Origin of the sequence: Pseudomonas sp. S35 (genome assembly GCF_009866765.1) — a bacterium.
In the GTDB taxonomy this organism is placed as follows: Bacteria; Pseudomonadota; Gammaproteobacteria; order Pseudomonadales; family Pseudomonadaceae; genus Aquipseudomonas.
This window is the reverse complement of the sequence record NZ_CP019431.1, coordinates 2,859,765-2,881,693: the sequence shown is the minus strand read 5'-3', so window position 1 is coordinate 2,881,693 and position 21,929 is coordinate 2,859,765. Positions and strand designations below refer to the sequence as shown.

The following is a 21,929-nucleotide window of genomic DNA, read 5'->3' as shown; positions in this document are numbered from 1 at the left end:
ATTGGAACGCGATTGTTTGAAAGACCTGAACAAGAGACCTTGCTGATGTCCGAGATCCTCTGGCAACCCTCCCCGGAACGCATCCGCCACACGCGGATGGACCAGTTCCGCCGCTTCATCAACGAACGCCACGCCTTGCAACTGGGCGACTACCCCGCCCTGCACCAATGGAGCATCGACCAGCGTCCGGACTTCTGGCAGGCCATCGTCGCCTTCTTCGACGTGCAATTTCGCAGCCCGCCCACCACCACGCTGATCGAAGGCGCTGCGATGCCCAGCGCCCAGTGGTTTCCCGGGGCGACCCTGAACTTTGCCGAGCACTTGCTGCGCCGCCGTGACGACCATCGCGCGGTGGTTGCCATCAGCGAAGACGGCCGACGCGAACAACTGACCTATGCCGAACTGGCCGCACACGTCGCAGGCCTGCAAAAAAGCCTGCGGGCAGCCGGTGTCAGCCAGGGCGACCGCGTCGCCGCGTGCATGCCCAACACCTGGCAAACCCTGGTGGGCATGCTCGCCACCACCAGCTTGGGCGCAATCTGGTCATGCTCCTCGCCGGATTTTGGCACCCAGGGCGTGATCGACCGTTTCGGCCAGATCGAGCCCAAGGTGCTGATCGCCTGCGCCGGCTACCAGTACGCCGGCAAAACCATCGACCAGAGCGCCAAGCTCAATGAAATCCTCGAACGGCTGCCATCCCTGGAGCAGTTGATTGTGGTGCCCTATGCGCGGCCCGAGGCGCGGCTCGAAAACTACCGCACCCAGGCGAACGTCGTACTGTGGCAGGACGTTTACCAACCCGGCGGCGAGCCCGAGTTTGTCGCAGTGCCGTTCGACCACCCGCTGTACATCCTTTATTCCAGCGGCACCACCGGCGTGCCCAAATGCATCATCCACGGCACCGGCGGCGTGTTGCTCACCCACCTCAAGGAACACGGCCTGCATGCCGACCTGTCACGCGAGGACTGCCTGTTCTACTACACCACCTGCGGCTGGATGATGTGGAACTGGCTGGTCTCGGTGCTGGCCATCGGCGCCACGGCGGTGCTGTATGACGGCTCGCCCTTTCATCCGGGCCCTGAGCGTTTGATCGACCTGATCGATGCCGAAAAGATCAGCGTATTCGGCACCAGCCCCAAGTTCCTCGCCACCCTGGAGAAGGCCGGCCTGCAACCGCGCCTGAGCCATGACCTGGGCAGCCTCAAAGGGCTGATCTCGACCGGTTCGCCGCTGTCGCCCCAGAGCTACGACTATGTGTACCGCGAGATCAAGGGCGAGCTGTGCCTGTCCTCCATGTCCGGCGGTACCGATATCGTGTCCTGCTTTGTGATCGGCAACCCGGTGTTGCCGGTACGGCGCGGCGCCATGCAGTGCAAGAGCCTGGCGATGGCCATCGAGGTGTGGGACGACCAGGGCCAGCCATTAGTCGGTGAAAAAGGCGAACTGGTGTGCACCCGGCACTTCCCGGCCATGCCCATCGGGTTGTGGAACGACCCCGGCCAGAAGAAGCTGCGCGCCTCGTATTTCAGCCAGTTCCCCGGCGTGTGGGCCCAGGGCGACTACGCCGAGCAACGCCCCAACGGCAGCCTGTTGATTCACGGGCGCTCCGACGCGGTGCTCAACCCCGGCGGCGTGCGCATCGGCACGGCAGAGATCTATCGCCAGGTAGAAAAGGTACCGCAAGTGCTGGAAAGCCTGGCCATCGGCCAACGCTGGCAGGACGACGTGCGGGTGGTGCTGTTCGTGCGCCTCGATGACAACATCACGCTGGATGAGGCGTTGGAACAGCAAATCCGCCAGGTAATCCGTGCCAACACCACGCCACGCCACGTGCCGGCCAAGATCCTGGCTGTCACCGATATCCCCCGCACCATCAGCGGCAAAATCGTCGAATTGGCGGTGCGCAACGTGGTGCATGGCGAACCGGTCAAGAACACCGACGCCCTGGCCAACCCGCAGGCACTGGAGCAGTTCCGCGACCGCCCGGAACTGGCGTAAAGATGAAAGGTTTCAGCTCTGAGCCACTCATTTGAAGACAAACCCCGAATGCATGCTATTTTTCGGGGGTAGTCACCCATTCTCGACTCACGAGATAATGGGTGTTGTCATTTTTCAAAGCGTTACGCTCAGGGCTTTATATGAAAGGAACATCCACCGGTAGCGACGCCGCCGCATTGATTGCGCGGCTGGACTGGGCACGAAGCCCCCTCGGTGAGGCCAATGATTGGCCGCAAAGCCTGCGTACAGCGGTCGATATCGTTATCCATTCGCCGATGCCGATGCTCCTGCTGTGGGGCAGCCAGCTCACCCAACTCTACAACGACGGTTTTGCCCTGCTGGCCGGCAACAAGCACCCCGAAGCGATGGGCCAACCGGCGCACCAGACGTGGCCAGAGCTGGAAAGCTTTACCGGCCCGATCTACGATGCCGTACTCAACGGCCAGGTGCGCACCTTCAGCGAGCAGCGCTTCGTCCTGCAACGCAATAACCGTGATACGGAAATCTGGCTGGACCTGACCTACAGCCCGATCCGCGATGAAAGCGCCTGCGTGGCGGGCATCCTCGTCACCGCCATCGAAACCAACGAACGCCGCAAAGCCCAGCACAATACCGAGCAGCGCCTGCAGCTTGCCCTGGCGGCGACCGACGCCGTAGGCACCTGGGATTGGGATATCGGCGAAGACCGCTTTATCGCCGATGCCCATTTCGCCTACCTGCACGGCGTCGCTCCCAGCGAAGCCGGCCTGCTGCCCATCAGCGACTACCTCCACGGAGTGCACCCTGAAGACCGTGGCACGGTGGCGCGCAGCATCAAGCACTGCATCACCCACGGCACCGAATACGCCGAGGAATACCGCCTCCAGCAGGCCGATGGACAGGTGCGCTGGGTATTTGCCCGAGGCCGCTGCTACAAGGATCACCACGGCCGCCCGGCACGTTTCCTCGGCGCCGCGCTGGACCTGACCGAGCGCAAGCACACCGAGCAGGCGCTGCGCCAAAGCCAGACCGAATTGCAATTGATCATCAACGCCATGCCGGTACTGATCGGCTATGTCGACCACGAGCAGCGCTTTCGCCTGAACAACAGCGCCTACCTTGAGTGGTACGGCATGACGCCCCAAGAGCTGTACGGCAAGACCATCCGCGAAGTGCTGGGCGACGAAGTGTATGCCGGGCGCGAAGACAAGATCACTGCCGCACTCAAGGGCAAGGCCTGCAGCTTCCTGACCATCACGCCCCACCGCGACGGACGGCCGCGTCATGCACTGATGAAGTACCTGCCGCGCTTCAGCAATGACGGCTCGGTGAACGGTTTCTACATCTTCGTGATCGATGAAACTGAACGCAAACTCACCGAAGAAGCCCTGCGCCACCTCAACGAAAACCTCGAAGAGCGCGTGGCCCAGCGCACCCAGGCGCTGGCGGAGGCCAACCAGCGCCTGCAAAACGAGATGTATGAACGCGAGCGCGCCGAAGATGCGTTGCGCCATGCGCAGAAAATGGAAGCGGTGGGCCAGCTCACCGGCGGCATCGCCCATGATTTCAACAACATGCTCACCGGGATTATCGGCAGCCTGGACCTGATGCAACGCTATATCGCCGCCGGGCGCAGCGATGAGATCGGGCGTTTTACCGATGCCGCCGTGTCATCGGCCCATCGCGCTGCCGCCCTCACCCACCGCCTGCTGGCGTTCTCGCGCCGCCAATCGCTGGACCGACGCCCCACCGACCCCAACCAGCTGGTGGCGTCCCTGGAAGATCTGTTCCAGCGCACCAAAGGCGCCCATATCACGCTCAAGGTACAACTGGGCCACGATATCTGGCCGGTCAACACCGATGCCAGCCAACTGGAAAACGCTCTGCTCAACCTGGTGATCAACGCCCGCGATGCCATGCCAGACGGTGGCGAACTGCTGATCGAAACCGCCAACAGTTACCTGGACGGCACCGACATCATCACCCTCGAACCGGTCAAGGCCGGCGACTATGTGATGCTCGGCGTATGTGACAACGGCACCGGCATGGCGCCGAAGATTCTCGCCAAGGCGTTCGACCCATTCTTTACCACCAAGCCCATCGGCCAAGGCACCGGCCTGGGCTTGTCGATGATCTACGGGTTTGCCCAACAGTCCGGCGGGCACGTCACGATCCACAGCGAACCCGGCCAAGGCACCTGCGTGCGCCTGTACCTGCCGCGCCTGCACGGCACCGCACTGGAAAGCAACCAGCCCGCCAGCCTCGGCGAAGCGCCGGTGGCCCTGGCCGGTGAAGCCGTGGTGGTGGTCGAGGACGACCCGGCGGTGCGCATGCTGGTGGTGAATGTGCTGGATGAGTTGGGTTACACCGCGCATCAGGCAGCGGACTCACGCACCGCATTGCCCCTGCTGGAGTCGGACCTGCGTGTGGACCTGCTGGTGACCGACGTTGGCCTGCCCGGCATGAACGGCCGGCAACTGGCGGAAATCGCCCGCCAGCACCGCCCAGGGCTGCGGGTGCTGTTCATGACCGGTTACGCCGAGAAAGCCGCCGAGCGCCAGGGTTTCCTGGAGGACGGCATGGACATGGTGGCCAAGCCGTTCTCCATCGACCTGCTGGCGACTAAAATCCGCAGCATGATCAGCGTGGTCAAATGAGTTCAGGCATAATCGCGCGCCGTCGTACACCTGGTAGAGACCAATGAAAGCCCAAGCCCGTCATATCCTGGTGAAAACCAGCGAAGAAGCCGAACAGCTCAAACAGCGCATCGCCAAGGGCGAAGCCTTTGATGTGCTGGCCAAGAAGTACTCGACCTGCCCGTCCGGCAAGCGCGGCGGTGATCTGGGTGAAGTACGGCCAGGGCAGATGGTCGGGGCGATTGATGCAGTGATCTTCAAGAAGCCGGTGAAGGTGGTTCACGGGCCGATCAAGAGCAAGTTTGGGTATCACTTGGTGCAGGTGTTTTACCGGGACTGAGTGGCTGCCTTTAGACCGCTATCAAGGGCAAGTCGAATCGTCGCCCACACTCCCACAGCTGCCCGCATGTGGGAGGGGGCTTGCCCCCGATCCGCCGCAGGCGGCCATTCAATTACTCTCTGGGAATCAGCGCCCCTGCCACCTGAATCACCCGGCTCGCCAACCGATGCCCGGCCAACGCTGCCTCCTCTGGCGAATCACCCTTGAGCCGACTGGCCAGATACGCTGCACTGAACGAATCACCCGCCGCCGTCGTATCCACCACCTTCTCGACCGTCAACGCCGGCACGACAAAGCGCTCGCCGTTGCAGCGGATCAAACACGCATCCGCCCCGCGCTTGAGCACCACTTCCTCAATCGCCGGGTACGCCGTAAACACCTGCTCGCTGTCGGCATAGCCAAACAACGCACGCTCGTCATCCTCGGTCAGCAAGGCGATATCCACTTCGGCCAGCACCTTGTGATAAGCCGCACGCGCCGCCTCGACACTGGCCCACAAGCGCGGTCGGTAGTTGTTATCGAACACCACCTTGGCACCACGGCGGCGGGCTTCGACCAGCACCTGCAGTAAACGCGCACGTCCGACCTCGCCCAGTACCGCCAGGGTAATGCCGCTGAAGTACACCACGTCATAACTCGGCAACGCCGCCAGGATCGGCTCGGCCGCAGGCGTAGTGAAGCAGTCGCGCACCGCGGCTTCGTTGCGCCAATAGAGGAATTTGCGCTCGCCGTGGGTGTCGGTCTGGATGCAATACAAGCCCGGCAATCGCCCCGGCAGACGCTGGACCAAGTCCAGCCCCAGACCTTCGTCGGTCCATTGTTGGCACATGGCGTCGCTGAAGCTGTCATCGCCCAGGGCAGTGACGTAATCGACGCTGCCGATCGGCCCCAGTTCACGGCGCAGGTATACCGCTGTGTTCAGGGTGTCGCCGCCGAAGCTCTGTTTCAGGCTGCCATCGGCGCGGTGTTGCAGTTCGATCATGCATTCGCCGATGAGGGCGATGCGGGTTTGGGTGGTCATGGCTGCTGTCTCGGTGCGACGAATCGACTTGCCCCCGATAGGAGCGACGCGGTCTAGAAGCAAGTGTGCAGGGACTCGACCACCTGCAATTGCTCATCCACCAGGCAACCCACCTGCCACTTGTCAAAGGTCAGGCACGGGTGGGATGTACCAAAGGAAATGATGTCACCGATGCGCAGTTCAACCCCTGGCGCCACGACCATGAAGGCATGCTGGTCCATCACTGCGGTGACCTTGCAGGCGCTTACATCATCGCCGTCGGCCGGCACGATACCGGCCTTGTAGCGCTTGAGCGGCACCGGCAAACCGGCGTCGTAGGCCACGTCACGTTTACCCAAGGCAATGACTGCAAACCCTGGCTCAGCCAACGACTGCACATGGGCCCAGACTTCCAGCGCCGGACGTAGGCCTTCGTTCAAGTCACTGCGACGGTCGAGCACGCAGCACTGCGCCTCTTTGTAGATGCCGTGGTCGTGGGCCACATAACTGCCGGGGCGCAGCACGCTGAGGAAACGACCGGCGGCGTTCTGTTGCTCGAAGGACTCGGCGATCAGGTCATACCAGGCGGAGCCCGACGCAGTGACGATTGGCTTGGCCAAGTCGAAACCGCCGCTGTTTTGCAGGTCCACCGCCAGGCGCACCAGGCTGGCAGCGAAGTCGCGGATGCCGCTGATGGCGTGCTCGCCGTGGATCACGCCTTCATAACCCTCGATACCGGTGAGGGCCAGCGCCGGTTGGGCCTTGATGGCCTTGGCCAGGTCGCGCACTTGCTGTTCGCTACGGCAACCGCAGCGGCCGCCGACCACACCGTATTCGATCATCACGTTCAGGCGCAGGCCACGGGCCGCGAAGAACAGTCCCAGGTCGGCGACGTTGTCCGGGTGGTCGACCATACAGTGGAAGTCGAAGTCCGGGTCGGCCAGCAGGTCGGCGATCAACGCCATGTTCGGCGCGCCCACCAACTGGTTGGCCATCAACACACGGCGCACACCACCGGCATAGGCGGCGCGGGTTTGCACGGCGTTCGCCAGGGTAATGCCCCAGGCGCCTTGGGCGATCTGGCGCTGAAACAGTGCCGGCATCATGCTGGTCTTGCCGTGGGGCGCAAGCTCGGCGCCGCTGCGACTGACGAAGTCCTGCATCCAACGGATGTTGTGTTCCAGGGCGTCGCGATGCAGTACCAAGGCCGGCAGGCTGACGTCACGGACCAGGTGGGCACCGACGGCGGCGGCGCCTTTTTCAACGGCGTTGATGGCAGACATGGAAAACTCCTATTCGTTGATGCGACGGGCCAGGTGGTTGGCGCTGTCGATCAACACCCGGCGATAGTCGTTGTAGTTTTTAATGGCATCGGCCCTTGGGGCGACGATGCACAGGGTCGCAATGCTGATGCCTTGCGCGTCCCGCACCGGGGCGGCAAAGCAGTGGGTAAAGGTGTCGGCCACGCTGTCGAAGGAAAAGAACCCATCGAGGGTGGCCTGACGGATTTGCGCCAGGAATGTCTCGAGCGACAGGCGCTGGCCGTCTGGCAGGATGAAGTCGTCGTGGTCGATCAGGTCGACAATCTGCTGGTCGCTCAAGTGCCCCAGCAACAAGCGCCCGGAGGCGGTCCAGGGGATCGGCGCGTTTTCGCCGATGTCCGAAGAAATCCGGAAATGCCGCTCGCCTTCACGCATGAGCGCCACCGTGTATTTGCGCCCGTTGAGCAGGCACATCTGCGCGGTTTCGTGGGTCTGGCTGACGATCTCCTGCAAGGCGTGATCGGCCTCGCGGGTCAGGTCGAAATGACGCAGATGCGCCTGCCCGAGAAAGTACAGCTGACGGCCCAGATAGACGTGACCGTCCTTGCCCACGGTCTCCAGGATACGGCGCTCCAGCAGGGAGGCGACCAATTCGTAGACCGTGGATTTGGGGCTGCCGATGCCGCTGGCGATATCATTCGGGCGCAGGGGCTGGCCGACTTCCTTGAGAAAATCAAGGATGTCGAATGCACGGTCCAGGCCTTTGGCGCGGCGCTTGATGGTGTCTTCGGTCATGGCAATTTCGGTCCGGTCGAAGTTGTTGGGTACGACACAATTCTCCTGTGGGAGGGGGCTTGCCCCCGAGGAGGGAGTGTCAGCACATGCATTTGTGACTGACTCACCGCCATCGGGGGCAGCCCCCTCCCACATTGGATTTGCGCAAGCTTAAGAGGGGGCAATTTAGCCCTTTTTCTTGTAGGCCACGCAATCAATCTCCACCTTGCAATCAACCATCATGTTGGCCTGCACACACGCCCGCGCCGGGGCGTGTTCCGGGGTGAAATACTCACCGAACACCTTGTTGAAACTCCAGAAATCCCGCGGGTCTTCCAGCCACACGCCCACGCGCACTACGTCCTTGAGTTCGTAGCCGGCTTCTTCGAGGATCGCCACCACGTTGCGCATGGTCTGCCGGGTCTGCTCGATGATGCCGCCGGTGATGATTTCACCGTCCACTGCTGGCACCTGGCCCGAGACGTAGAGCCAGCCGTCCGCTTCCACCGCTCGGGCGAAAGGACGTGGCTGGCCGCCACCGGCGGTGCTGCCGGCGCCGTAACGAGTAATGCTCATAAACATATGCTCCTGATTAAAAACGAATATTTTTCAAAAATTCCGCCAGGCGCGGCGACTGCGGGCGCTCGAAAATATCTTTCGACGAGCCCTGCTCTTCTATGCGGCCCTGGTTCATGAATACGATCTTGTCCGAGACTTCGTAGGCAAAGCGCATTTCGTGGGTGACCAGCAACATGGTCATGCCCTCCTCCGCCAGGCCCTTGATCACGTTGAGCACTTCGCCCACCAACTCCGGGTCGAGGGCCGAGGTGACTTCGTCGAACAGCATCAGGCTGGGGTTCATCGCAATCGCACGGGCAATCGCCACACGCTGTTGCTGGCCGCCGGACAACTGGCCGGGAAAGTGATTGCGACGCTCCAGAAGTCCTACGCGGTCCAGCCATTTTTCCGCGAGTGCCACCGCCTCGTCCTTAGGCATTTTCTTAACTTTCAATAAGCCCAGGGTGACGTTCTGCAACGCACTCAAATGAGGGAACAGGTTGAACTGCTGGAACGCCATGCCGGTCATCGCCCGGTGCTGGGCGATGACACGCTCAGGGTGACGCACACGCTTGCCGCCGACATCGCTGTAACCGATGGACTCGCCGTCCAGGGTGATCTGGCCGCCCTGGAACTCCTCCAGCAGGTTGACGCAACGCAGCAGCGTGGTCTTGCCCGAGCCGCTGGAGCCAATCAGCGTCACCACATTGCCGCGCTGCATGGACAAGTCGACGCCCTTGAGCACTTCCACCTCGCCATAGTGTTTACGCAGGCCGCGAATGTTCAGCAGCGGCTCGGTTGTTTGAGGTTGGTTCATGGCAAGGCCACCCGCTTTTCAATGTAGCGCCCGAATAACTCGATGGCGTAGTTGATGACAAAGAACATAAAGCCTGCGAACAGGTAGAACTCCAGCGTCATGAAGGTCCGTGCGATGACTTGCTGGGTGCTGAGCAGCAACTCGGCCACGCCGATCACCGACAACAAGGTCGAGGCCTTGACGATTTCCGTGGAGGAATTGACCCAGGTCGGCAGGATCTGCCGCAATGCCTGGGGCAAGAGCACGTAGGCCAGCGACTGGTAGAACGTCAGGCCAATCGCCTTGCCCGCTTCCAGCTGTCCACGGGGAATGGCTTGCAGTGCCCCGCGCACGATTTCCGATACGTGGGAGCCGCAGAACAAGGTAAGCCCGACGGCGCCGGCCTGGAACGCAGTGATCTGCCAACCGAGGGCAGGCAGCATGTAGAAACACGCGAGCACCAGCACAAACACCGGCGTACCGCGGATCAAATCCACATACAGGCGAAACGGCGCCCGCATCCAGAACTTGCCGTAGGTCAGCACCAGCCCGGCAAAGATGCCGATCAGAGTGCCGAAGACAATCGCCAGCGCCGAGCAATAGATGCTGGTCTGAAACCCCGCCCACAAGGTGTCCCGGGCGATCCATAACTCATGCAACCAACTGGGGGATTCGTACATGGAAACCCTCCTTAACGACGGATCGCCAGACGCTGTTCCAGATAACGGAGCAGCATGGCAATGAGGTAACAGGCAGCCACGTAGAGCGCGGTCGTGACCAGCCAGGTTTCAATCACCCGGTAGCTTTCGACGTTGATCTTGCGGGCGTAGTAGGTCAACTCGGGCACCGCAATTGCAGCGGCCAGCGAGGTGTCCTTGAACAGCGAGATAAAGTTGTTCGACAGCGCGGGCAGCACATTGCGCAGCATCACCGGCACGGTGATATACGCACGGATACGCCACTCGCCAAGGCCAATCGCGAGCCCGGCTTCACGCAGGCCCTTGGGAATGTTCAACAGCCCGGCGCGGAACACTTCGGTCAGGTAGGCACCGGCGTACAACGACAACGTGATGATGAACGAGGGGATCTTGTCCAGCCGGATGCCCAGGCTGGGCAAGGCGAAGTAGATCAACAGGATCAGCACCAGGATCGGCGTATTGCGGATCACCGTCACGTACACCGAGGCGAAGAGTCGCAACGTACGGTGCTTGGACAGCATGGCAAACGCCATCAGCAGGCCGATCACGCAGCCGATGGCGATCGACAGCAGTGCCAGTTGCAGGCCCAGACCGAGCCCCGCCAGCAAGGTGTCGAAATCGCGCCACACGGCGGCAAAATTCAACTGATAGTTCATGGTCATCAGTACCTGATTGGGGCGCCTCGGCGGGCGCCCCGGTTATTCCGGATCACTTGAATTCGACAGGGAAACCAATCGCCGGCTCTGGCAGGTCCACGCCGAACCATTGCTTGAACGAGGCCTTGTAGGTCGGGAACTCCACACCGGTCATGGCTTCGTGCAAGGCGGTGTTGACGAAGTTCAACCAGTCCTGGTCGCCCCGCTTGACCGCGCACGCGTAGGTTTGCGGGCTCCAGGCGTAAGCCGGGCTGCGGTAGCGACCGGGGTTCTGCACCATCAGGTACTTGACCGAGGACTGGTCAGTGGCGGCGGCATCGGCGCGACCGGAGTTCACGGCCTGGTACATCAGGTCAACGCTGTCGTACTGATCGACCTTGGCCTTGGGCAGGGCCTGATGCACCAGCTCCTCGGCGTAGACGTTCTGCAGCACGGCCACGGTGACGCCATCGCCGGCGGCCTGCAGGTCTTCAATCTCTTTGTACTTGCTGTTGTTCGGCAGCAGCAGGCCCACACCTTCGCGGTAGTAAGGCAGGGTGAACGCCACCTGCTGCGCACGGCTGGCGGTGACGGTGATGAACTGGCAGCTCATGTCGACTTTGTCCGTCAGCAGGTTGGGAATGCGCGCGTCAGAGGACTGCACCACAAACTCGACCTTGGTCGGGTCATTGAACAACCCTTTGGCCACGATGCGGCCGATGTCGATATCAAAACCCTGCAACTTGCCATCCGCTCCCTGGAAGTGCCACGGCGCATTGGTACTGCCTGTACCCACGATCAGGTGCCCACGCTTGAGCACGTTATCGAGCTTGCTGTCCGCCGCCTGCACGATGCCTGCGAGGGAAGCCGATGCGGAGAAGAGAAAAACACACGCTTTGAACACGGAAGGTCGGTGATGCATGACAAGCACTCCAGGGATTGTGTATTCCGCTATACCGGAACTTGGTATGTAACAACGGAATAGACAGCAGAAAGTGTGCCATACGCCTCAGCGCAAACATATGACGCCGATAAAATCTTTCAAAATCAGATAGATAAATCAGTTATTGAGATGAGGCATTGCGCCAGCACCCGCAGTCAGACTGCTACCCAAGGCCTCACGCAGCGGTGACAGCGCTATTGAAGTGCGCCCCGCCCCGTTACTGCGCACACCCAGACCGTGGAAAAATCCCTGGGCTGGACTAGCCTTTGGCACACCCCCGCTGACAAGGATCGCGCTCTGATGAAGCTCCGTCTCACCTTAATTGTGCTCGCCCTTCTGGCAGCTGGCAGCGCGTCGGCCAGCAACGACCGACGCGAATGCAAAGAAGAACTGCGCAAGCTCAAAGAAGCCTTCGACATCAACTACACCAACCAGAATCACCACGGCTATCGACGCGCCAAGGCGTCCAGTGACAATGAGGAATACCGCAAGTGCGCGAGCCAGGCACGCAAGGCCCGGGAGCGCCTGGAGCGGGACGCAGACCTGTAAGAGTTGACAGTAGACAGCACAAATCCCTGAGCTTAGCGTTGGCAGAAACCAGCGCCGCCCAAACGGAGACCATCATGGGGATTGTCACTGCAACCATTGCCAATGCCGACGACTTCAACCGTGCACTGCGCACACCGCAACCGGTGTTCATGCTGTTTGTGTCAAAACATTGCCCGGCCTGCGAGGTATCCGGGCCTTTATTCCAGGGGATCGCCAACGAGCACCAGTCAGTGGTGAGTCTGGTGCTCGATTGTGCGCAGACACCGAGGCACGCGGAAGTCACCAGCACCCCGACACTGCTGATCTATCTCAACGGCACACTGATGGAGAAGCTCCAAGGGTTCGGCCCAGAGGACGAACAGGCGCAGTTAATCGAAGCCAAATTCAAGCACTATGCCGACCGCACGGGCGCAGAACCACCTGCGTCACCCGCCGCTCCTCCACCGCTGCCACCGTCAGGCGCCAGCCCTCATGCTCCAGGCTATCGCCCACCACCGGCAAGCGGTCGAGCAGGCTCATCACCAACCCCGCCAGGGTTTGATAATCCTCGGTCGCGACAGCCTTGAAACCCGTGCGCTGACGAACCTGGGTGAGGTTCAAGGCGCCATTGGCGCGAAAACCATCAGCGTCTTCGACAATATCCGGCCCTTCGATTTCACTGGCATCCGGCAATTCACCGGCGATGGATTCGAGAATGTCGGTCATGCTCAATACGCCCATGAAGTCACCGAACTCGTTGATCACAAAGGCGATGTGGGTCGATTCCTGACGCATCTGCTCCAAGGCGTTAAGGATCGAGAAGCTCTCCAGCAGGTTGATCGCCCGGCGCGCCAGGTGCTCCAGGTTCGGCTCGTTGCCGGCCAGGTACTCCTTGAGCAACTCCTTCTTGTGCACGAAGCCCAACGGCTCATCCACCGCGCCGTTGCGGATTAACGGCAGACGCGAATAGGACGAATGCATCAGTTTCAGGCGAATCGTCTCGGGATCGTCTGCCAGGTCGATAAAGTCGACCTTGGCCCGCGGCGTCATCAGGCTGCGGATCGGCCGCTCGGCCAATTGCAGCACGCCGCTGATCATCACCCGCTCGCGTCGGTCGAACAACGGGCCTTGGGCAGTATCCGGCTCACCCAGCAGGTCGGCCACCTCTTCGCCCACTTCTTCCACCGCCAGGCTGCGACCGCCAAGCAAGCGCATCACCGCATGGGCCGTACGCTCACGCACCGGCAACACGCCCTGCGCCGATTTCTTGCGACGGGCACGGGCGATCTGGTTGAACACCTCGATCAGGATCGAGAAACCAATGGCCGCGTACAGGTATCCCTTCGGAATATGGAAGCCCAGGCCTTCGGCGGTCAGGGCAAAACCGATCATCATCAAGAAGCCCAGACACAACATGATCACGGTCGGGTGGGCGTTGACGAAGCGCGTCAACGGCTTGCTCGCCACAATCATCAGGCCGATGGAAATGATCACCGCGATCATCATCACTGCCAGCTCATCTACCATGCCCACGGCGGTGATCACCGCATCCAGGGAGAACACCGCATCAAGCACCACGATCTGCGCCACGATCGGCCAGAACATCGCGTACGCCACGTTGCCCGTGCGTTGAGCCACGTGGCCTTCCAGGCGCTCGTGCAATTCCATGGTGGCCTTGAACAACAGGAACACACCACCAAACAGCATAATCAGGTCGCGACCGGAGAAGCTCTTGTCGAACACCTCGAACAGCGGCTGGGTAAGCGTGACCAGCCACGAAATACTCGCCAGCAGGCCAAGGCGCATCAGCAACGCCAGGGATAAACCGATCAAACGCGCCCGGTCACGCTGCTCCGGCGGCAGCTTGTCCGCCAGGATCGCGATAAACACCAGGTTGTCGATACCCAGTACCAACTCCAGCACAATCAAGGTCAACAGGCCGAGCCAGGCCGTTGGATCCGCTAACCATTCCATTTAATAAAGTCTCTTGATTGATTTCAGAATGCCGGGCACAGCGAAGCGCGGTCAGTGGACCGGGACAAGACTGGCAGTCGGAACAAGGGGGATTTCAGCGGGAACAGCGGCAGCAAATGTCTTGGGGAAAGACGACTGGGAGGCTCCGAGAGGGTGTTCATGCAAGTCCTGTAATGAAAAACGGACTTGGATCCTACAGTCCAAGCACGGTTTTCCTTAAGCGCAAAACTATTACAAAATTTGTAACCGATCACGATCATATGTTCATCACATGAAAATAATATCGAACAACAAACCGACAAAAACCTCACAAAACCTAGAAAACTCAATAAATCATGCTTTTTTAGGCTTTTGGAGGAAAGTATTTGACTGATCAGATTTTCATTTGCTAAACATATGAACACATAGCGACATGACAGATCACGACCACAACAATAAACGGGGTTCTCATCATGAAACTGAGTACAACCTTCGCCGCCGCCGCGGCCCTTTCCCTCCTCGCCAGCAGTATCGCCCTGGCAGCCGATGGCAAGACCTACAAGGTCGGCGCTGCGGTGTACGGCCTCAAGGGCCAGTTCATGCAGAACTGGGTGCGTGAGCTCAAGGAACACCCAGCCGTAAAAGACGGTACGGTGCAACTGACCGTGTTCGACGGCAACTACGACGCACTGACCCAGAACAACCAGATCGAAAACATGGTGACCCAGCATTACGACGCCATTCTGTTCGTGCCGATCGACACCAAAGCCGGCGTTGGCACCGTAAAACAAGCCATGAGCAATGACGTGGTGGTGATCGCCTCGAACACCAAGGTCGCCGATGCGTCGGTGCCGTACGTGGGCAACGATGACGTGGAAGGCGGCCGCCTTCAGGCCCAGGCCATGGTCGACAAGCTCAACGGCAAGGGCAACGTGGTGATCATCCAGGGGCCGATTGGCCAGTCGGCGCAGATCGACCGGGAAAAGGGCGAGCTGGAAGTGCTGGGCAAACACCCGGACATCAAGATCATCGAGAAAAAGACCGCCAACTGGGATCGCGCCCAGGCCATGACGCTGACCGAGGACTGGCTCAACGCCCATCCCAAAGGCATCAACGGCGTGATCGCCCAGAACGACGATATGGCCCTCGGCGCCGTACAGGCATTGAAATCCCACGGCCTGACCTCAAAGGATGTGCCGGTCACTTCCATCGACGGTATGCCGGATGCAATCCAGGCGGCAAAAAAAGACGAAGTCACCACCTTCCTTCAGGACGCTCAGGCCCAATCCCAAGGCGCCCTTGACGTAGCCTTGCGCGCACTGGCCGGCAAGGACTACACGCCAAAATCCGTGATCTGGGAGCGCTACGCCAAGGACCTGAAATGGGCCGATGGCACTGCCAAGAACTACATCCTGCCGTGGGTACCCGTGACCAACGCCAATGCCGACGCGCTGTACCAGCAAGTCAGCGGCGCCAAATAGCCAGTGGTTGAATCGCTCCCACGCGGGAGCGATACGTTCATCTTTGCCGTGAGGTCAGTCATGTCCACCGTTCCTGAGCGCTCGCCTGAGCAACTGTCTGTAATCATCCCGAAAACCATGCAGGCCGTGGTCTGTCACGGCCCCGAAGACTATCGCCTGGAGACCGTCGACGTACCGACGCCCGGTCCCGAGGAGATTCTGACCAAGGTCGAGCTGTGCGGTATCTGCATGGGCGATATCAAGACCTACCGCGGCGCGCCTTCGTTCTGGGGCGATGCCGAGCAACCGCGCTACGTTAAACCACCGATGATCCCAGGCCATGAGTTTGTGTGCCGCGTGGTCGCCCTGGGCCCTGGCGCCGAAAAACGCGGTGTGAAAATCGGCGATCGAGTCATCTCCGAACAGATCGTGCCTTGCTGGGGCTGCCGCTTCTGCAACCACGGCCAGTATTGGATGTGCCAGAAACATGACCTGTATGGCTTCCAAAACAATGTGCAGGGTGCCATGGCCCAGTACATGATCTTCACCAAGGAAGGCATCATCCATCAGGTGCCGGACTCCATTGCCCCGGACGAAGCGATCCTGATCGAGCCGCTGGCCTGCTCGCTGCATGCCGCCGAACGAGCCAATGTGGATTTCGATGACGTGGTGGTGGTCGCCGGTGCAGGCACTCTGGGCCTGGGGATTATCGGTGCAGTCCGCATGCGCAACCCGAAGAAACTGATCGTGCTGGACATGAAACCCGAACGCACGGCCCTTGCCCTGCGCATGGGCGCCGACGAGGTGTGGAACCCAGCCGAAGTGGACGTGCTGGCCAAGATTCGCGAGATCACCGAAGGCTATGGCTGTGACATCTACATCGAAGCGACCGGCCACCACAAGGCCGTGAACCAGGGCCTGGCAATGCTGCGCAAGCTGGGGCGCTTCGTTGAATTCAGCGTATTCAACGACGAGGCCACGGTGGACTGGTCGATCATCGGCGACCGCAAGGAACTGGACGTACTCGGCTCACACCTGGGGCCCTACATGTACCCGCGCGCCATCGACTTCATCGGCAACCGCAAGATCGACATGCGCGACGTGGTGACCCATAAGTTTGCCCTGGCGGACTTCAAGGAGGCGTTTGCAGTGATGGAGCGGGGGGACAAATCGCTCAAGGTGGTGCTGGAACCATAACCCACAACACCGGCTCGATAGGGCTGCCCGTGGCGAGCAAGCGTCCTCGCCACGGGTGGTTTTTTACGTCTTAACTGACTGGCCACTCACCAGAACCGTTGCTGAGTCAACCGGCTCCACCAAGTCAAAAACACACGATCCACCGACCCACTGGCCGCAAGGCCGACGCGCTCTTGCAGGCTTTTGCGCTCGGCATAGTGCAGATGGAACACCTCGGCAGTCTTGGCCTTGGTGGCCAGGTACTCGTCGCTGGTTTGCAGCTCGTCGACCAGTTGCTTGTCGAGGGCGGCAACACCTAGCCACACCTCTCCAGTCGCCACCTCGTCAATCGCCAGCTGCGGGCGATACCGGGAAACGAAGTTCTTAAACAGTTGATGGGTAATGTCCAGGTCTTCCTGGAATTTCTCGCGGCCCTTCTCGGTGTTTTCGCCAAACACGGTGAGAGTCCGTTTGTACTCACCGGCCGTCAGCACTTCAAAGTCGATGTCGTGTTTTTTCAGCAAGCGGTTGACGTTGGGCAACTGCGCCACCACGCCGATGGAGCCGAGGATCGCGAACGGCGCGCTAATGATCTTCTCGCCGATGCACGCCATCATGTAGCCGCCGCTGGCGGCGACCTTGTCGATGCACACGGTCAAGGGCACGCCGGCCTGGCGAATGCGTGCCAATTGCGAGGACGCCAAGCCATAGCTGTGCACCATTCCGCCGCCGCTTTCCAGGCGCAGAACCACTTCGTCCTTGGGTGTGGCCAGGCTCAACAACGCCGTGATTTCATGGCGCAGGCTCTCGGTGGCCGAAGCCTTGATGTCACCGTCGAAATCCAGCACGAACACCCGCGGCTTGGCCTCGGGCTTCTTCTTGCTGTTCTTCTTTTCGGTTTTGCTTTCAGACTTGCGCAAGGCCTTGAGCTGGTCCTTGTCGAGCAACGTCGACTCCAGGCGTTCACGCAAGCCCTTGTAGAAATCATTGAGCTTGCTGACCTGCAATTGGCCGGCAGATTTGCGACGACCTTTACTGCGCAATGCCGCGAAGCTGATCAGTACCACCAGAATAGCGACCACCAGGGTGACGGTCTTCGCCAGAAAGCTGGCATATTCGGCCAAAAAATCCATGTGACTCCTTACAAGTGCATTTTCAAGAGCAGTGCGCCAGGCGCGGATTGCCCCAGCATACCGGCGGCACTGCATTCGGGCCAGTGATCAAAACACCCGCACGCAAGCCCTCCAACGAGCTTTTAAAACAAGCGTATGTTTTTTCATTGACAGCTCCCTGGCATCCTCATAACCTCGCCAGACTTTCAACGTACCGGGAATACGGACGTGGGCAGCATCTATTTGATTCGACATGGCCAAGCCTCCTTCGGTGCAGACGACTATGACGTGCTGTCTCCCGTTGGCGTGGAGCAGGCGCAAGTGCTCGGCCGCCACCTGGCGGACATGGGCCTGGTGTTCGACCGCTGCGTGGCCGGCGACCTGCGCCGCCAGCAGCACACCGCCACCGCTGCCTTCGAACAATACAGCGCCCTGGGCCTGTCGGTCCCCATGCTGGAAACCGACAGCGCCTTCAACGAATTCGACGCTGACGCGATCATCCGCGCCCTGCTTCCCGACCTGCTCACCCGCGAACCCGACGCCCTGGACATCCTGCGTAATGCCGCGCAAAACCGCAGCGAATTCCAGCGCATCTTCGCCTTGATCATCGAGCGTTGGCTGGCTGGCACCTACGACCCGCCAGGGCTGGAAAGCTGGCTGGGGTTCGTCGAGCGTGTCCAGGGTGGCTTGCAACGTATTCTTGAAGCGGCGGACAACACACAGAAAATCGCAGTGTTTACCTCCGGCGGCACCATTACCGCCCTGCTCCACCTGATTACCCGGATGCCTGCCGCCCAGGCCTTCGAATTGAACTGGCAAATTGTTAACACCTCGCTCAACCAGCTTAAATTCCGTGGTCGCGAGGTGGCACTGGCTTCCTTCAACAGTCATGCCCACCTGCAACTGTTGAAGGCGCCGCAACTCATCACCTTCCGATGAAGTGCGGCCAACCGTGACCCCAAGGTCACTGGACTCTACCCTAAAGGATCGAAACCATGACTGACGTAGCCAAAGCTGTAGAAGCAATGAAAGCCAAGTTCCACCCAGCCGCAGCCGAAGGCTTGGACCTGGTGTTTGGCTTCCGTATCGACGACACCAAGAATTTTTCCCTGATCGTCAAAGACAAGACCTGCGAACTGCAAGAAGGCGAAAACCCTGACGCCCAAGTGACCCTGGTCATGGACAGCGAAACCCTGGAAGGCATCGTCGACGGTTCGACCGACGGCATGCAGGCCTTCATGGGCGGCAAGCTGCGCACCGAAGGCGACATGATGCTGGCGATGAAACTGAGCGAACTGTTCCCAGCTTGATTCTTCACTGTGGAAGGGGGCTTGCTCCCTTCCACATTGGGTTCGCGGTGGTATTTAGTTTCTGGGCTGCAGCAACAAGGCCACTAATGCACTCCACCCTGTCTGGTGTGATGCGCCCAACCCGCGCCCGGTTTCGCCATGGAAATACTCATGGAACAGCACCAGGTCACGGCTCAGTGGGTCAGCTTCCAGTTGCGTATACCCGGCCATCGATGGTCGACAGCCATGTTCATCCCTTAGAAACAAGCCCGTCAGCCGCTGACTGAGACTGTCAGCCACTTCCTCCAGGGATGACAGATAACCACTTCCCGTCGGGTACTCCACCGAGAAGTTATCCGCGTAATACCGATGAAACTCACGCAGCGATTCAATCAGCATGTAGTTGACCGGCATCCACACGGGCCCCCGCCAATTCGAGTTGCCGCCATACAAGCGTGAATCGGACTCGCCAGGCTGGTAACGCGCACTCAGGCAATCGCCATTCATCTTCAGCGCCAGCGGCTGCTCAGCGAAAGTCTTGGACAAGGAGCGTACGCCAAACGCCGACAGAAACTCACTGTCCTCCAGCATGCGCCGCAGTAGATCCTTGGTGCGCTCGCCCCGCAACAACGCCAGCAACAGGCGATTGCCCTGCCCCGGCTCGTTCCAGCGCGAGACCAACTTAGCCAGATCCGGTCGGTGTTTCATAAAGCCCAGCAACCGCTCGCGCAACCCCTGTAGACCTTCATGCTCGTGCTGCTCCAACACCAGCACGGCGAACAGTGGCATCAGCCCAACCATCGAGCGCAGGCGCACCGGCTCGCTCTGGCCGTCGGGGCGGTGCAGCACGTCGTAGAAGAACTGGTCCTGCTCATCCCACAGGCCTTCGGCGCTGTCGTCGACGCGGTTGATCGCGCCAGCGATATACAGGAAGTGTTCGAAAAACTTCACCGCGATATCCACGTACACCCCATTGCGCTTGGCCAGCTCCAGGGCGATGCGCATCAAGTCCAGGGCATACGCGGCCACCCAGGCAGTGCCATCGGCCTGATCCAACTGATACCCCGGCGGCAATGCCGCCGAACGGTCGAACAAGGCGATGTTGTCCAGCCCGAGGAAACCGCCCTGGAACAGGTTGCGGCCCTCGGCGTCCTTGCGGTTGACCCACCAGGAAAAATTCAGCAGCAGTTTGTGGAAAATGCGCTCCAGAAAATCCATGTCGCCTACGCCCGTAAGCGCCTTGTCCTGCTGATACACCCGCCAACTGGCCCAGGCATGCACCGGCGGGTTGGCATCGTCGAAGCGCCATTCATACGCCGGTAGTTGGCCGTTGGGGTGCATGAAGCGGTCCTTCACCAGCAGCAACAACTGTTGCTTGGCGTACCCCGGATCAATCAGCGCCATGGCCACCGCCTGGAAGCCCTGGTCCCACGAGGCGTACCACGGGTATTCCCAGGTATCGGGCATCGAGAGGATGTCGAAGTTGGACAGGTGCCGCCAATGGGTATTGCGCAGATGCAGGCGTTCTGGCGGTGGCGCGGGTTGGGCCGGGTCGCCGTCAAGCCATTGGTTCACGTCGAAATAGTAGAGCTGCTTGGACCACAGCAAACCGGCCAGGGCCTGGCGCTGCACGTTGCGCGCATCGGCATCGGCGATGGCGTGTTGCAGGCTCGCGTAAAAGTCATCGGCTTCCTGGCGGCGTTGTTCGAACAACTTGCGAGCGTTGACCGCAGGCGCATCCACGGGAGCGAAACGCAGGTACACCGTTCTACTTTCCTGCCCCGCCAGTTCAAGGATGAAACGCGCCGCGACCTTGGTGCCAGTGTCCCGGCGAATCGCCGATTGCCTGCCGCTCACCACAAAATCGTTGATGCCATCCTTGAACGGCCCGCAGGCCACTTGCCCGTCCAGCTTGACGACATTGCTGTCGTTCTCGCAGAACAACCACTCCACGCCATCCTGGCCCCAGGCGCTCAGATGCCGATCTGGCAATTCAGGATGACGGGCGAGCACCCGCTCGCCGTCCAGCCACACCTGCGGCTTGGGCGCATCAAAGGTCCAGCTCCAGTCATTGCGTGCCCACAGCTGGGGCAACACGTGCAAACGGGTCGGCTGCTCCGAGCGGTTATGCACGCTGACACGCATGAAGATGTCGTCAGGCTGATGCTTGGCGTATTCGACGCTGACATCGCAATAGCGGTTGTCTTCAAACACCCCGGTGTCGAGGATTTCATACTCGGCATCACCCAGCCCGCGACGCGCGTTCTCGGTGATCAGGTCGGCATAGGGAAAGGCGGCATGGGGGTATTTGTAGAGCATGCGCATGTAGGCATGGCTCGGTACGCCATCGACGAAAAAGTACAGCTCCTTGACATCTTCGCCGTGGTTGCCCTCGGCATTGTTCAGGCCAAACAGACGCTCCTTGAGAATGGCATCGCGCTCGTTCCACAGTGCAAGGCCCAGGCACCAGCGTTGCGCCTTGTCGCTGAAACCGGCCAGGCCATCCTCGCCCCAACGGTAGGCACGGCTACGGGCGTGTTCGTGTGGGAAGTAGCGCCAGGCATCGCCGTCAGCGCTGTAGTCTTCGCGCACCGTGCCCCATTGGCGTTCGCTGAGGTAGGGCCCCCACTCGCGCCAGCGCTCGGCGTCTTCGGTGGCCAGGCGTTGGCCTTCAATCGTTTGGGTCACGGGCGTGGCCGTCATGGGTTCCTCCATCACCTACACAGTGAGGTGCAGTGTAGAACCCCTCGACGTTCGCTTGCACATGAAGACTTAGAAGGACATGCCATTCA

Annotated in this window: 19 protein-coding genes and 1 pseudogene; 9 read left to right on the top strand and 11 right to left on the bottom strand. The window is 60.4% G+C overall.

The genetic code is table 11. The features are described from left to right. Positions 1-45 precede the first annotated feature (45 nt). The 3 genes from PspS35_RS12785 to PspS35_RS12775 all read left to right on the top strand — a co-directional run bounded on the left by PspS35_RS12785 (position 46) and on the right by PspS35_RS12775 (position 4,953). Entirely contained in the window at positions 46-1,998 is a 1,953-nt protein-coding gene (locus PspS35_RS12785) for an acetoacetate--CoA ligase (protein ID WP_159934976.1), read from the top strand. Positions 1,999-2,138: 140 nt separating this feature from the next. Continuing rightward, entirely contained in the window at positions 2,139-4,634 is a 2,496-nt protein-coding gene (locus PspS35_RS12780; protein WP_159934974.1) for a PAS domain-containing protein, read from the top strand. Positions 4,635-4,677: 43 nt separating this feature from the next. Further along, the gene (locus PspS35_RS12775) at positions 4,678-4,953 is read left to right on the top strand and encodes a peptidylprolyl isomerase (protein WP_003174397.1); all 276 of its coding nucleotides are present in this window, start codon (positions 4,678-4,680) and stop codon (positions 4,951-4,953) included. A gap of 112 nt (positions 4,954-5,065) precedes the next feature. Here the strand turns inward: PspS35_RS12775 and PspS35_RS12770 are convergent, their stop codons facing one another. From PspS35_RS12770 to PspS35_RS12735, 8 genes are all read right to left on the bottom strand, one after another. Then, a complete protein-coding gene (locus PspS35_RS12770; protein WP_159934972.1) occupies positions 5,066-5,974 on the bottom strand; it encodes a sugar kinase in 909 nt (302 codons plus the stop codon). A gap of 53 nt (positions 5,975-6,027) precedes the next feature. Beyond that, positions 6,028-7,236 (bottom strand): amino acid deaminase, encoded by a 1,209-nt coding sequence (locus PspS35_RS12765; RefSeq protein ID WP_159934970.1) that lies wholly within the window; start codon positions 7,234-7,236, stop codon positions 6,028-6,030. 9 nt (positions 7,237-7,245) lie between these two features. Further along, positions 7,246-8,010, bottom strand: coding sequence for an IclR family transcriptional regulator (locus tag PspS35_RS12760; RefSeq protein ID WP_159934968.1), 765 nt, complete (start codon positions 8,008-8,010; stop codon positions 7,246-7,248). 165 nt (positions 8,011-8,175) lie between these two features. Continuing rightward, entirely contained in the window at positions 8,176-8,565 is a 390-nt protein-coding gene (locus tag PspS35_RS12755) for a RidA family protein (protein ID WP_010210958.1), read from the bottom strand. Between the two features lie 16 nt (positions 8,566-8,581). Then, on the bottom strand, positions 8,582-9,364 hold the full coding sequence (locus tag PspS35_RS12750; RefSeq protein ID WP_159934966.1) for an amino acid ABC transporter ATP-binding protein: 783 nt from the start codon (positions 9,362-9,364) through the stop codon (positions 8,582-8,584). Next, complete coding sequence (locus PspS35_RS12745) at positions 9,361-10,023, bottom strand: amino acid ABC transporter permease (protein WP_159934964.1); 663 nt, start codon at positions 10,021-10,023, stop codon at positions 9,361-9,363. The genes PspS35_RS12750 and PspS35_RS12745 overlap by 4 nt, the downstream gene beginning before the upstream one ends. 11 nt (positions 10,024-10,034) lie before the next feature. Beyond that, positions 10,035-10,697: an amino acid ABC transporter permease gene (locus PspS35_RS12740; protein ID WP_159934962.1), complete on the bottom strand. Its 663-nt coding sequence runs from the start codon at positions 10,695-10,697 to the stop codon at positions 10,035-10,037. Positions 10,698-10,749: 52 nt separating this feature from the next. Then, entirely contained in the window at positions 10,750-11,598 is an 849-nt protein-coding gene (locus tag PspS35_RS12735) for a transporter substrate-binding domain-containing protein (protein WP_159934960.1), read from the bottom strand. A gap of 321 nt (positions 11,599-11,919) precedes the next feature. Between PspS35_RS12735 and PspS35_RS12730 the strand changes: the two genes are divergently transcribed. Together PspS35_RS12730 and PspS35_RS30530 are read left to right on the top strand one after the other, a co-directional pair. Next, a complete protein-coding gene (locus PspS35_RS12730) occupies positions 11,920-12,168 on the top strand; it encodes a hypothetical protein (protein WP_159934958.1) in 249 nt (82 codons plus the stop codon). 74 nt (positions 12,169-12,242) lie between these two features. Further along, positions 12,243-12,530, top strand: a pseudogene (locus PspS35_RS30530) (thioredoxin family protein); the annotation flags it as partial. Between the two features lie 22 nt (positions 12,531-12,552). Here PspS35_RS30530 and PspS35_RS12720 read toward each other — a convergent pair. Continuing rightward, on the bottom strand, positions 12,553-14,121 hold the full coding sequence (locus PspS35_RS12720; protein ID WP_159934956.1) for a TerC family protein: 1,569 nt from the start codon (positions 14,119-14,121) through the stop codon (positions 12,553-12,555). A 452-nt stretch (positions 14,122-14,573) separates the two neighbouring features. Here PspS35_RS12720 and PspS35_RS12715 point away from each other — a divergent pair, with 452 nt between their 5' ends. Together PspS35_RS12715 and PspS35_RS12710 are read left to right on the top strand one after the other, a co-directional pair. Continuing rightward, the gene (locus tag PspS35_RS12715; protein ID WP_159934954.1) at positions 14,574-15,581 is read left to right on the top strand and encodes a substrate-binding domain-containing protein; all 1,008 of its coding nucleotides are present in this window, start codon (positions 14,574-14,576) and stop codon (positions 15,579-15,581) included. Between the two features lie 60 nt (positions 15,582-15,641). Further along, positions 15,642-16,757: an alcohol dehydrogenase catalytic domain-containing protein gene (locus tag PspS35_RS12710; RefSeq protein ID WP_159934952.1), complete on the top strand. Its 1,116-nt coding sequence runs from the start codon at positions 15,642-15,644 to the stop codon at positions 16,755-16,757. Between the two features lie 86 nt (positions 16,758-16,843). Here PspS35_RS12710 and sohB read toward each other — a convergent pair whose 3' ends face one another. Beyond that, positions 16,844-17,869, bottom strand: coding sequence for a protease SohB (sohB, locus tag PspS35_RS12705; RefSeq protein WP_159934950.1), 1,026 nt, complete (start codon positions 17,867-17,869; stop codon positions 16,844-16,846). Between the two features lie 207 nt (positions 17,870-18,076). Between sohB and PspS35_RS12700 the strand changes: the two genes are divergently transcribed. Beyond that, positions 18,077-18,787, top strand: a complete 711-nt coding sequence (locus PspS35_RS12700; RefSeq protein WP_159934948.1) for a histidine phosphatase family protein — start codon at positions 18,077-18,079, stop codon at positions 18,785-18,787. A 56-nt stretch (positions 18,788-18,843) separates the two neighbouring features. Beyond that, positions 18,844-19,158, top strand: coding sequence for an SCP2 sterol-binding domain-containing protein (locus PspS35_RS12695; protein ID WP_159934946.1), 315 nt, complete (start codon positions 18,844-18,846; stop codon positions 19,156-19,158). A gap of 54 nt (positions 19,159-19,212) precedes the next feature. On the opposite strand, the gene PspS35_RS12690 is transcribed toward PspS35_RS12695, so the two are convergent. Then, a complete protein-coding gene (locus PspS35_RS12690) occupies positions 19,213-21,840 on the bottom strand; it encodes a glucosidase (RefSeq protein ID WP_174244806.1) in 2,628 nt (875 codons plus the stop codon). Positions 21,841-21,929 lie beyond the last annotated feature (89 nt).